Origin of the sequence: Paraburkholderia sp. BR14320 (genome assembly GCF_040948665.1) — a bacterium.
GTDB classification, from domain to species: Bacteria; Pseudomonadota; Gammaproteobacteria; order Burkholderiales; family Burkholderiaceae; genus Paraburkholderia; species Paraburkholderia youngii.
This window is the reverse complement of record NZ_JBFPKG010000032.1, coordinates 47,283-59,869: the sequence shown is the minus strand read 5'-3', so window position 1 is coordinate 59,869 and position 12,587 is coordinate 47,283. Positions and strand designations below refer to the sequence as shown.

Below are 12,587 nucleotides of genomic sequence, written 5' to 3'. Positions count from 1 at the left end.
ATGACAGACATGGCTAATACGATCGATGCGGCCGCCGTGCCGGGTGCAAGCGCGGGCGCCGCGTCCGACGCCGCGGCGCTCACGCACCCCGCCAATGTCGCGGTCCGCAATCTGACGGTTCGGCTCGGCGCGAACACGGTGATCGAGAACCTCGATCTCGATGTGCTCGCCGGCGAGTTCGTCGTGCTGCTGGGGCCGTCGGGCTGCGGCAAGTCCACGCTGCTGCATAGCATCGCGGGATTGATCGACGTCAGCGACGGCAGCATCGAGATCGCCGGCGAGGACATGACGTGGGCCGATCCGAAGGATCGCCGCATCGCGCTGGTGTTCCAGTCGTACGCGCTCTATCCGACCATGAGCGTCGAGCGCAACCTGTCGTTCGCGCTGCGCATCAACGGCACGCCGAAGGCGGAAATCGCAAGGCGTGTCGCGCGCGCGTCGGAGATGCTGCAACTGGGGCCGCTGCTCAAGCGCAAGCCGTCGCAGTTGTCGGGCGGTCAGCGCCAGCGCGTTGCGATCGGCCGCGCGATCGTGCGCGAAGCCGATGTGTTCCTGTTCGACGAACCGCTGTCGAACCTCGACGCGAAGCTGCGCACCGAGCTGCGCCGTGAGCTGAAGCAGCTGCATCACAGCCTCGGCGCGACGATGATCTACGTGACGCACGACCAGGTCGAGGCGATGACGCTCGCGACGCGCATGGCCGTGATGCGCGGCGGCGTGATCCAGCAGTTCGGCACGCCGGCCGAAGTCTATGCGCGGCCGAACAACCTGTTCGTCGCGACCTTTCTCGGCTCGCCGGCGATGAATCTGCTGAAGGGCACGCTCGAAACCCGCGACGGCGTGCTCCACTTTTGCTCCGGCAATGCGCAGATCGACGTGTCGGCATACGAGTTCACGCAGGCGCCCGAGCACGGTAAACCATGCGTACTCGGCGTGCGCGCCGAAGACGTGCATATCACGGCAGGCGCCAGCGAGCGCGCAAAAGTTTCGCTGATGGAGCCGATGGGCAACCACCGCGTGATCTGGCTCGACTATCATGGCGAACAGATCGCGTCGATCGATCAGACAAAAGCGCCGATTGCGGAGGATGACACCGTGGCGTTCTCGTTCGACGCCGCGCATGTCTCGCTATTCGACGAAGCGAGCGGCGCGCGCTTATAACGCCGCGGCGCGTCACGCGCGAAGCGGCTCGTCGAGACAGGCTTGATGGAGAACCGCGTGGCAACACTCAAGGACGTCGCGCAACTGGCCGGCGTGGGCATGTCGACCGCCTCACGAGCGATTTCCGGCAAGGGACCGATTTCAGCCGATGCCGCGGCGCGCGTGAAGGCGGCGATCGAGGCGCTGAACTTCCGCCCGTCGTCGATCGGCCGGGCAATGGCGACGCAGCAGCTCGGCATCATCGGCATCTTCGTGCCGACCTTCTTTGGTCCGTACTACGGCACGATCCTGAAGCAGACCGACACCGAGCTGCGCGCGGTCGGCCGGCATGTCGTGGTCGCGACCGGTTGCGGCGAGGTGTCGCCGCGCGAGCAGGCGATCGAGGCGGTGCGCTTTCTGATCGGCCGCGATTGCGACGGCGTGGTCGTGATCAGCCACGATCTGCACGACGAAGACCTGATCATGCTGCATGACATGCATCCGAAGATGGTGTTCCTGAATCGCGCGTTCGAGCAGTTGCCGGAAGCGTCGTTCAGCGCGGATCATCGGCGCGGCGGCGAACTCGCGGCGCGCACGCTGCTCGATCACGGGCATCGCGACATCGCGGTGATTTCCGGGCCCGCTACCGCGTCGGACAACGTGATGCGGATCGACGGCTTTTTCGCCGAACTCGCGCGAGCCGGCATTGCGCGCGACGACGTCCTGCTGATCGAATCGGACTTCTCGCCCGAAGGCGGCTACGCGGCCGCGCAGAAGCTGCTCGAGACACAGCGGCGTGTGACCGGCCTGTTCTGCGCGAACGACACGATGGCTGTCGCCGTGCTCGCGCGTTTTCACCAGGCGGGCATTTCGGTGCCGAACGACATTTCGGTGATCAGCTACGACGACGACTACTCGGCCGCGTACGCGGCGCCCGGGCTCACGTCGGTGCATATTCCGACCGGAGACCTGACGCAAAACGCGGTGCGCTGGCTGATCAACCAGTGTTACGGCACCACGTGGGAGATCTTCCGCGAGTTTCCGGTCAGCGTGACGATGCGCGAATCGGTCGGACCAGCGCCGATGCAGAAGAAAAATACCCATGGCGCAATGCGGTAGAAGGGTTTGACTAATCGTGGCGGTGTGATGTCTGGCGCGCGGATGCGCGCCGTCTCTTCTGTGTTATGCCGGCGCCGGTTGGAACTCGCGAATTGAATGGCGACGCGGCTACCCGCTATACGCGGCGAGGCTTTCCTCAGAGTCCCACCGATTTTTCGTCGTGTTTTTTCACGAGCGCCGTCGCGCGCTCATTCGCGTTTTCACTTACGGATGTGACGGTCTTTTTAAGGTCGCCGTAATCCTTCGCAATACTGCTTTGCGGTTTTCCCTCATTAAACTTGCGTCAAATTTCTCTAAACTCCGCTGTAACAAGCTGTTACGGGGTGAGTGTGATGCTGGCCATCTTTCTGATCGCCTGTCCGATCGGCATCGCTGAGCTGTTTGGTTTTGCGCGCCATGTGGATCCGCAGACGGGACGTTTCAAGCGGTAGTTTTTCTTCGCGCGTTCTTTCCGCGGCCACGCCGTGGAGATTTTCGCTTTGCGATCAAGCATTCGTTAGTTTGTCGTTAATCTGAAAGGGCTAACCGTTTGCGTCCTTTCGGTTTGCTTTCTCGTTTCCGTTTTCATCAATAGCCCGTTTTACCTTTCACAAGTCTTGCCTTGGCGTGCCGGTTCGCGGCACGATGCGCGATACCTTCGTTTTTGGGTCGGCATCGCACATGCAAGATTCTCTGCAGAAAATGGCGGCACGTGCCAGCGTGCTGAAGGGCGTTCTTCCTTTGAGCCGGATCGCGGCGGCGCGTGATGCGCTGGCCGGTGTGCAGCTTGCGTCGATGGATATACCGCAGGTGCTCGGCTATGCGCGCATTGCCGGTATGCCGGCCGTCACAGGGCTCTATACGGTGTTTCTGCCGCTGATCGCGTTCGCGTTTTTCGGCGCGTCGCGGCATCTGGTCGTCGCTGCCGATTCGGCCACCGCGACGATCTTCGCGAGCCGTCTGGAGACGATGGCACCAGCGTCGAGCGCCGAATACGCGGCGCTCGCGGCGATGGTCGCGCTGCTGACGGCCGGCTTGCTGCTCGTCGCGCGCATCTTCAAACTCGGTTTTCTCGCCGATTTCCTGTCTCGCACGGTGCTGGTCGGCTTTCTCGCCGGCGTCGGCGTGCAGGTCGGCATCGCGATGCTCGGCGACATGCTCGGCGTGCCCGGACATGCGGCGCGCAGCGTAGATCAACTGCTGCTCGTGGTGAGCAAGGCCACCCAGATCAATCGGCCGACGCTGGCGATCTCGCTCTTCGTGGTGGCTGCGATTCTCGTTTGCAAGCGGTTCTGGCCGCGCCTGCCGGTGCCGTTGATCGCGGTCGTCGGAGGCATTGCCGCGAGCGACGTGTTCGGATTCGCCGCGCACGGCATCTCGATCCTCGGACCGGTGGAGGGCGGCTTGCCGCCGCTGCGGATTCCGCTGGTGACGTGGCAGCAGATGCTCGATCTCGTGCCGGTCGCGGCCTCGTGCTTCGTGATGATCGTCGCGCAAAGCGCCGCCGCGAGCCGCGTGTTCGCCGAGCGCTATCACGAGCCGGTCGATACCAACGCGGACCTGCTCGGCATCGCGGCCGCCAACGCGGCGGCGGCGTTTTCCGGCGCGTTCGTGGTCAACGGCAGCCCGACGCAGACCGCGATGGCCGATCGCGCCGGCACGCGCAGCCAGTTCGCGCAGCTCGTGTTCGCTGCGGTCGTGGTGATCGTGCTGCTGTTTTTCAGCCGCTATCTGCAGTATCTGCCGCACTGCATCCTCGCGAGCATCGTGTTTACGATCGCGGTCGGCCTGATCAACGTGCAGTCGCTCTTTTCGATTCGCCGGGAAAGCCCCGGCGAGTTCGCGCTAGCGTTGTTCACGGCGGCGGCGGTCGTGCTGATCGGCGTCGAGCACGGCATTCTGGTCGCGGTCGCGTTGTCCTTGCTGCGTCACGTGCGGCACAGCTACCGCCCGCACACGATGATGCTCGCGCCCAACGGCGACGGCATGTGGGTGCCGGTGCCGGCGGTGCCCGGCATCGAGACCGCGCCGGGGTTGATCGTCTATCGCTTCGGCGCCGACCTGTTCTACGCGAACGATCATTTTTTCGTCGACGATGCGCGCCGCCTGATCGAGCACGCACCGAACGCCGTGCGCTGGTTCGTCGTCGATGCGAGCGCGATCACGGACGTCGATTATTCGGCGGCGCGCTCGGTGGGCGAGTTGTGCTCGGCGCTCAAGCGCGATGGGATCGAGGTGGTCTTTGCGCGGGTGAATCGCTATTTGCGCTCGGATATGGATCGGCATGGCATTACGCCGATCGTCGAGGAGCGCTGCATTTTCGGCACGCTGCATGAGGCGCTGAGCATGGCGGGGGTGGAGAAGCCGCATGAGCAGGTGAAGGGGGCGCCATGACGGGGAGGGCGCGTGCGGTATCGGAGCGAACAAAAAATTGATGGCAAACGTTGTCTACGCCTCATTTTTCGTCGCCTGGCTGGATTATGCTGATCTGTCGCTGCGATTAGCAGATATTAATTACAAAAACATGAACAGCTTCGATTCGACCATCGAAACATATCTGTCCAGCATACACTTCGGTCATTTCGCGACCCAATCGATACAAGCCATCGCCGACCTGTACACCTTTAAAGGGCTGGTATTGATTGCCGTGCTTTGGTGGATCTGGTTTCAACGAGACGAACGCGCCGAATGGCGGCGCGAAATAGTGCTCGCGACGCTTCTCAGCGGTGTCGTGGCGCTCTTCGTCGGAAGGCTGCTGGCGCACTGGCTGCCATTTAGAGTGCGTCCCATCTACAGCACCGAACTGCATCTGCAGTTCGCGAGCGGCGCGACCAAGGCTGCGCAGTTGTCGGACTGGAGTTCGTTTCCAAGTGATCACGCCATGTTATGGATGGCGGTCGCCACCGGCATCTTCGTCGTGTGGCGGCGCATCGGCGTGCTGGCGCTTCTCTATACCGCGCTGTTCATTTGCCTTCCGCGCGCCTATCTCGGCTTTCACTATCCGACCGATTTGCTGGCGGGTGCCGCGCTGGGAATCGGGATCACGTTGATCCTGACACGCGATGCGATTCGCACGCGCTACGCGACCCCGGTGCTGCGATGGATCGAACGCTATCCGGGACCTTCGGCCATGCTCGCCTTCCTTCTATGTCTGCAACTGGTCACGCAGTTCGAAGAACTGCGTGCTCTGGCGTGCGGCGTGTTCAAGCATCTATGACCCGGCTGGCGCCTCACTGTCAGTGAACTGAGATTAGCGAGCAACCTCTATTGCCATCTCATGCAATATTCTGTCTAATTAAATCAGAATAAAACGTCCGATTCATTCGAATCGCTGACACAGTCGACGGGGGTTCACTTCATGCACTCTCTGCTGCCGCTCAAGGCCCAGGTGCGTCGTCACGCGCGCACGCTCGCCGGGTATTTTCCAGCTCCATTTACACGCGACGAATCAAGCTGTGTCGACATCCTCGGTGTGATGACGCCGAGGCTGCTGAACGGAGGCACGCTGCTGAACCTCAACTACGGCGAAGTGGACCGCTTCACCGACAAGACCCGCGCGACGGGCACCTTATTCGTCGCAATAGGCGAAGACTTCGTGCGCGTCGCGACCTCGGTCAAAAGGCAAACCGGCGAGCGGGCCGTGGGCACGGTACTGGACCGCTCGCACCCCGGCTATCGGATGCTGCGCAGCGGGCAGCCCTACACCGGTTACGCGACGCTATTCGGCAAGCAATACATGACGCGGTACGAGCCGATCCGGGACAGTTCCGGCGCCGTAATCGGCGCGCTGTACGTCGGCCTCGATGTCAGCAAGGTGTGGAACCTGTCGATCGGAGCGAAGCTCGCGCTGCTGACCCTCGCCGCGAATACCGTACTCCTGCTGGGCTACGGTCGGCTGCTGCAGGTAGTGGTCCTCCCGGACTCAACGAGCCCCGCGGGGGCGTCGCCGCCTTTCCTGCCAACCGGCGTGATCGGCTTCGGGCTGCTCGGCGCGCTGGTGGTCAGCGCGCTCGTCTTCGTGACGACCCGGCGCGGTCTCGGCATGCAACTGCTCGAAGCGAAGGCCGCCGCGGAAAAACTGGCGGCCGGCGACTTGACCGCGCAGGTGCATGTGAGCCGCCGCGACGAACTCGGCCAGTTGATGCAGGCGATGAACGGCATCAGTGTCGGCCTGGCCTCGGTAGTCGGCAACGTGCGACGCGCGTCCGATATGATCGCGCTGGGCGCGCGCGAGATTGCCGCCGGCAACGCGGAGCTGTCGTCCCGCACCGAGGCGCAGGCCGGCTCGCTCGAGGAAACCGCTTCGACGATGGAGCAATTGACTGCGATGGTCCGCGCGAATGCCGAACGCGCTTCGCACGCCAACCAGCACATCGCGTCTGCCTCCGATCTCGCGGTCAAAGGCGGCACCGTGGTGGGCCGTGTGGTCACCACCATGTCGCTGATCCGCGGCAGTTCAAGCAAGATCGTCGACATCATCAGCATGATCGATTCGATCGCCTTTCAGACCAATATCCTGGCTTTGAACGCGGCCGTCGAGGCGGCCCGCGCCGGCGACCAGGGGCGCGGCTTTGCGGTCGTCGCCGCCGAGGTGCGCAGCCTCGCCCAACGCAGCGCGATGGCCGCCAAGGAAATCAAGGCGCTGATCACGGATTCGGTCGGCAACGTCAATGCAGGCGGAGAACTGGTCGACCAGGCTGGCCGGGACATGACCGAAATCGTCACGGCCGTCGATAGTGTGGTCACCTTGATGGGTGAGATTACGCACGCGAGCAACGAGCAAAGTACCGGCATCGGCGAAATCAATCGCGCGATCGGACACATGGACGAGATGACCCAGCAAAACGTTGCTCTGGTCGAGCAGGTGGCAGCCGCGGCGGCCAGCATGCAGGAACAGGCGTCCACGTTGGAAGATGCGGTGCAGGTTTTTCGGCTGGTAGGTGACGGGGCAAACCGATAGTCGCGGTCAGTGCCGCAATCAGCGGGGCATCCAATTGAGCGGCGATGCGCGACGTGTACGCGGACGTTTCCCGCACTTTCCTGCACTAGAATGGGTTATTGTCGACGTCGTAGACGTATCTGGTCAGCGCGACGTGCAGGATTCTCGTTGGAGGAATGCCATGCCGACCTACCGGTACAGGTGCGAGAAATGCGGTGAGATGTTCGAACATGCCGAGCATCTTGCTGAACATCAAGACGCTCATCCCGCTTGCCCCAAGTGCGGAAGCGAAAAGGTCCAGCACATACCCACGCCATTTGTGCCAAAAACGTCCCGAAAAAGCTGAAACCTGTCTTCGCGGTACTCGCGGACAGTCGAACGTCGGTTCTCTCCTGCCGACGGATCTTCGCTCGCCGATTCTCGCCATCGCCTCGTGACGATTGGTAAGTTGGATGTGAGCGTGCAAAGCTGGAAACAGTTGAGATGTAAGCGCGCAAGTATCGTGCCGCCGATCGCATAGGAACCCGCGGCAGCGGCCCGGCAGAACTTGCCAAGAATGAATCCCAGACTTTGCAGCCACCAGTATCTGCTTACCGCTCAAGCCGTCCGGCCGCGCTGGCTGCCCCAGAGACCCGAAAGCGGGAGCAGTGCTTCAAATCCGACGAACCGTTGAAATAGCCCACGAATCGCCGAGGGCAGAAAATAGTTGTGCACGAAAGACCAACGGACGAAAAGAAATCACTTTCGCACGGCCGACCTTTTGCACGGGGCTGGGCCGACGTATGCTGGCAATCCAGGTGACTCCACTCTAATACTCGCCATGGATACGCGAGATGCGTTCGATATATCGCTGAGCGAAGTCGATTCGGCGTTCGAGGCCCTGGAACTTGCCCGTTCCACCTCGGGCGAGGATTCACTCGCTTACACCGAGGCGTGCGAGAGGTATCGCATTACGATTCTCAGGTGGAAGTCAATTTACGCGTTGCTGGTTGCCAATGGAGCGCGAACCATGATGCCAAACGTTGGTAAGGGACGGCGCCTGCTCGTCCTCCGCAGAGGACATGAGCCGATTGCCGAATCCCTCTTCGTTATCGCCCGGGTGCGAGGCTTCGTTTCCACGCTCGAGACGTGCGCTGATGCGGTACGGGGGCAAATCGTCAGCAACGCACAACTGACGGTGCTTGACGGCGACTGCCATCTTGCATCGAAGTTAAAAGCGATCGAGTTGATCAACAAGCACTGCCCGCAATGCCGGGTTGCGGTTCTGTCCAGTACGCTGTCTCCTTTCGCAGAGTGGCCGGGTGTCGATGCGGTGATCGACCGTGGCGCATCGCCAAGGCAGATGCTCGAGTGTTTCTGCCAACTGATTGATTCCTCCGAGCTCGACGACTGCGCTGTTCTTGCGCCCCCCCCCCCGATATTGGCCTATGGTCGGCATGATTCATAGCGCGGTTAGCTAGCACCGATTCAATCAGGCGTTTCGCGTGGTCCGCTGCTATTCAGCGTGTCCCGTTTCAGGCATCGGCTTCGCGTATTTCACGATGCCTGACCAAACCGATAGTGAAGCTCTAACGATTTCAAATCAAACCGCTAGTGAATCCGCATTGCGTCAAGTTGCAACGTCGAGGCTGTTTCGCGGCTCGACGCTCGCGATGTTTCTGTCGGGACTCGGCACGTCAGCGGCCGCGCCGCAGATCGTTCTTTTCCTGGTGAAGGAACTTGGCGCCTCGCTGCCGTTGGCCGGACTCTCGAGCTTCTCATCATGCCCTTCAGCATCGGGCTGGGTCGCCGGCTCGGCAACGTGTGGTTGATGTGTATCGCGGCCGCCCTGAGGGTGTTCGCCAACATTTGCTTTGCGCTGTGGCCGTCCGCAACGGGCATGTTCGCGGGACAGATTCTGATGGGGCGGTGTGTGGGGGCATCTTCATGGAGCTGGGCATCCTCGTTGCTCAACGCCTGCTTCCGAGCGCGTTGGCGACCGCATCGGCGATTTTCATGAGCTCGACGGCTCACGCTTCGGCGTTAGGCGGCGTCGCCGGCGATCTCGGGGTCAAAATGCTGGGCCTGCCGAATGTATTCCTGCTGCCAGCGCTGTTCGCTGGTATTGCCGCGATCGGACTCGCATTGACGGCACGCACCGAAAGCCGACGGCAGGCGTAACAACGATCACGCTCAGCGCAGTGAGCGTATTCTATGAAGCCTCGTGACGAATTCATCGGCAGGCAGCGAGGGTCTCATGAATACGACAGAGCGGATCATCAAGTGGCGCGATCTACGGCATGTAGACGGCGCCGTCAGCGAACCGCGCAATCCGCTGCCCGCGGTGTGCGACGTATCGGTGACGAACGTTTGCAACGCCGCATGCGACTTCTGCGGGTTCTCTCGCGAGAAGAATCTGGCCGGACCGCGTCGCTATCTCGATCCTGATGAATTCGCGCGCGCACTGCCGATCCTGCGCAGACGCCGGATTCGTTACATGACGCTGCAAGGCGGCGAGCCGCTGGTTCATCCGCAGATCGCATCGCTGGTGGCTTCGGCCACCAGGGCCGGCATTCAGTGCGGTGTGATCACCAACGGCTGGTTTCTTCCGCGCCATATCAAGCAACTGGCGGAGGCCGGCCTCAAGCGCCTGCTGATTTCCATCGATAGCGCGGACATGCGCGAGCATGAGCACAACCGCGGCCTGCGCGGTCTCGAGGCCCGCATCCGCGAGGGCATCACGCAAGCTCATCGCTTCGGCATCGAGGTGTGCGCATCGATTACGGTGAGCCGTCTGGTCCGTTACGAATTGCTTCCCGAGACGCTCAACCGGCTCGGCTTCGATGCGGTCGTTTTTTCCTATCCGCGGCGCGAGGCGTTTGGATCGACTTCGCTCGTGTACGACGAAGATTCGAAACTCGTCGACCTGAACACCGACGAATTACTCGAAGCGTTGAGCGCGATCGCGCGCCTGAAGAAGCACTTCCGTGTGATGGACCCGAGCGCCGCGCTGGACGAGGTCGCGCGCTTCGTGCGCGGTGAACGGCAACTGGTTCCATGTATCGGTGGCAGCAAGTACTTTTATATCGACTGGAACCTCGACGTCTGGCGTTGCGAGGCATGGCCCGAGCCGATGGGCTCCGTGTTCGACCTGGACCGTCTGCCCGATCAATGCGAACCCTGCAATGCCTGCATGATGGGATGCTATCGGCACGCCAGCATTCTGATGCACGGTGCGATCGCCGTGACCGATTCGGTGTACGCGCTGGGCCGGGGTCAGCTTCGGACTGCAGTCAGCTTGTTGTTCCAGCGCAGCGTCGCGTATTCGCTGTGGGCGCTTTCCGTTGAAGAATTGCCGCGAGCTTCGCTAATGTCGTTCGCAAGACGGCTGGGCGGACGCCGTTCCGCGCCGCAAACGGGTTAAGTTCGATTGGCGCGAACCGCATTCGGAATCCCGACGTGCGGCACGCGATTTGGGAAGGCCATCGGAAGCGAGAAAACCGGCAACGGACCGATTCGATTGCCTAAGATCAAGTTACGCGCTCCGCGAGGAATGCACCGCGGCTCGCGAATGTCTTTATCGTCGCGCAGCCGTTTCCTGCGCGACTCTTCCACAAGGAGGTCACGATGAAATCAGACGACAAGGGCGACGTGCGCGCTTTCGTGCAAACGGCGGAGCAGGGTGGCGAGCATGTCTGGGTAATCACGCTGGTCGACTTCGCGGCCCGCGAGGTCAGACGCTCGCTCGTTTCGGACGAGACATATGCGACCGCCGCCGCTGCCAGAGATGCGGGGCAGGCCCATTTGAAGGGCTTGGAGCAGGACCGCTAGGCCCACTTACCGCCGCCTTGTTTTCGCCCACGGAAGTACTAACGTTGGACTATAAGTAAACCGGCGGTAACGGGGGCGCAAGAGGGCAAAGCTCATGGCCAGTACGCAAGGAAGCACCGGATCGCCGTTTGCGGCGTCCGTCGAAGCGGGCAGTTATCGCGTTACGCGACCGCAAAACGCAAGCGATGTGATCGACCTGCTGCAAAAGCGCGATATTCAGATCGTCGATCTGAAATTCACCGATCTGCCCGGCCTCTGGCAGCATTTCTCGATCACGCTCCCCGAAGTTCACGACGACCTGTTCAGCGCCGGCATCGGTTTCGACGGTTCATCGATCCGCGGCTTCCAGGAGATCCACGAGTCCGACATGCTGCTGCGGCCCGACCCGGCAACGGCCTTCGTCGACCCGGCTTGCGGCACGCCGACATTGTCGATCATTTGCGACGTAGTCGATCCAGTTCTGCGACTACCGTATTCGCGCGATCCGCGCTACGTGGCGAAAAAGGCGGAGAACTACCTGCGCCAGACCGGCATCGCGACGACGTGTTATTTCGGGCCGGAGCTCGAATTCTTCATCTTCGACTCGATCCGCTTCGGCCAGGATCAGCACTGCGGCTATTACTACGTCGAGTCGGCCGAGGGCGACTGGACCACCGGCCGCGACGAGGGCGCATACGGCGGCGGCAACCTCGGCTACAAGCAGCACTATAAGGAGGGCTATTTCCCGGTGCCTCCTCATGACACGCTGCAGGAGATCCGCTCGGAAATCGCGCTGACGCTGCAGCAGGCCGGCGTGCAGATCGAAGTGCATCACCACGAAGTCGCGACCGCCGGACAGAACGAGATCGACATGCGTTTTGCGACGCTCACCCGCATGGCCGACAACGTGATGATCTACAAATACATCTGCAAGAACGTCGCGCGCCGGCACGGCAAGGTTGCAACCTTCATGCCGAAGCCGCTGTTCGCCGACAACGCGAGCGGCATGCATTGTCACCAGAGCCTGTGGAAAGACCAGCAGAACCTCTTTTACGACGCGGGCGGCTGGGCGCTGACTTCCGACATGTGCCGCTGGTACATCGGCGGATTGCTTCAGCACGCGCCCGCGCTGATGGCCTTTTGCGCGCCGACGACGAATTCGTATAAGCGCCTGGTGCCGGGATACGAGGCGCCCGTCAATCTGGCGATGTCGCAGCGCAACCGCTCGGCCGCGGCGCGCATTCCGATGTATTCGGATTCGCCGAACGCGCGGCGCGTCGAGTTTCGCTGTCCGGACCCGTCGGCCAATGCGTATCTGGCTTTCGCCGCGATGCTGATGGCCGGTCTGGACGGCATTGAAAACAAGACGGATCCCGGCGAGCCGCTCGATCGCAACATCTATGATTTGCCGCCCGAAGAAGCGCGCAATATCCGGCAGGTGCCGGGCTCGCTCGAAGCGGCGCTGGCGGCGCTCGAAACCGACAACACGTTCCTGCGCAAAGGCGAAGTCTTTACCGACGACGTGATTCAGACATGGATCGACTACAAGCGCAGCCGCGAGATCGACACGATCAAATTGCGCCCGCATCCATGGGAGTTTTACCTGTACTTCGATATCTAG

At 61.8% G+C, this 12,587-nt stretch carries 12 protein-coding genes; all 12 read left to right on the top strand.

Going from position 1 to position 12,587, the window contains the following annotated elements:
- The gene (locus AB3X89_RS25830; RefSeq protein WP_368585822.1) at window positions 1-1,161 is read left to right on the top strand and encodes an ABC transporter ATP-binding protein; all 1,161 of its coding nucleotides are present in this window, start codon (window positions 1-3) and stop codon (window positions 1,159-1,161) included.
- A gap of 45 nt (window positions 1,162-1,206) precedes the next feature.
- Window positions 1,207-2,259: a substrate-binding domain-containing protein gene (locus tag AB3X89_RS25825; RefSeq protein ID WP_368585821.1), complete on the top strand. Its 1,053-nt coding sequence runs from the start codon at window positions 1,207-1,209 to the stop codon at window positions 2,257-2,259.
- Window positions 2,260-2,919: 660 nt separating this feature from the next.
- On the top strand, window positions 2,920-4,632 hold the full coding sequence (locus AB3X89_RS25820; RefSeq protein ID WP_368585820.1) for a SulP family inorganic anion transporter: 1,713 nt from the start codon (window positions 2,920-2,922) through the stop codon (window positions 4,630-4,632).
- 130 nt (window positions 4,633-4,762) lie between these two features.
- Entirely contained in the window at window positions 4,763-5,455 is a 693-nt protein-coding gene (locus AB3X89_RS25815; protein WP_368585850.1) for a phosphatase PAP2 family protein, read from the top strand.
- Window positions 5,456-5,596: 141 nt separating this feature from the next.
- Entirely contained in the window at window positions 5,597-7,198 is a 1,602-nt protein-coding gene (locus AB3X89_RS25810) for a methyl-accepting chemotaxis protein (RefSeq protein ID WP_368585819.1), read from the top strand.
- A gap of 160 nt (window positions 7,199-7,358) precedes the next feature.
- Entirely contained in the window at window positions 7,359-7,523 is a 165-nt protein-coding gene (locus tag AB3X89_RS25805; RefSeq protein ID WP_368585818.1) for a zinc ribbon domain-containing protein, read from the top strand.
- A 474-nt stretch (window positions 7,524-7,997) separates the two neighbouring features.
- Window positions 7,998-8,624 (top strand): hypothetical protein, encoded by a 627-nt coding sequence (locus AB3X89_RS25800; RefSeq protein WP_368585817.1) that lies wholly within the window; start codon window positions 7,998-8,000, stop codon window positions 8,622-8,624.
- A 94-nt stretch (window positions 8,625-8,718) separates the two neighbouring features.
- Window positions 8,719-8,988, top strand: a complete 270-nt coding sequence (locus AB3X89_RS25795; RefSeq protein ID WP_368585816.1) for a hypothetical protein — start codon at window positions 8,719-8,721, stop codon at window positions 8,986-8,988.
- 115 nt (window positions 8,989-9,103) lie between these two features.
- Window positions 9,104-9,337 carry a hypothetical protein gene (locus tag AB3X89_RS25790; protein ID WP_368585815.1) on the top strand — a complete coding sequence of 78 codons (234 nt, stop codon included), beginning with the start codon at window positions 9,104-9,106 and terminating at the stop codon, window positions 9,335-9,337.
- A 76-nt stretch (window positions 9,338-9,413) separates the two neighbouring features.
- Window positions 9,414-10,580: a radical SAM protein gene (locus AB3X89_RS25785; protein WP_368585814.1), complete on the top strand. Its 1,167-nt coding sequence runs from the start codon at window positions 9,414-9,416 to the stop codon at window positions 10,578-10,580.
- Window positions 10,581-10,783: 203 nt separating this feature from the next.
- Window positions 10,784-10,987 (top strand): hypothetical protein, encoded by a 204-nt coding sequence (locus AB3X89_RS25780; RefSeq protein ID WP_013091358.1) that lies wholly within the window; start codon window positions 10,784-10,786, stop codon window positions 10,985-10,987.
- A gap of 94 nt (window positions 10,988-11,081) precedes the next feature.
- A complete protein-coding gene (glnA, locus tag AB3X89_RS25775) occupies window positions 11,082-12,587 on the top strand; it encodes a type I glutamate--ammonia ligase (RefSeq protein WP_368585813.1) in 1,506 nt (501 codons plus the stop codon).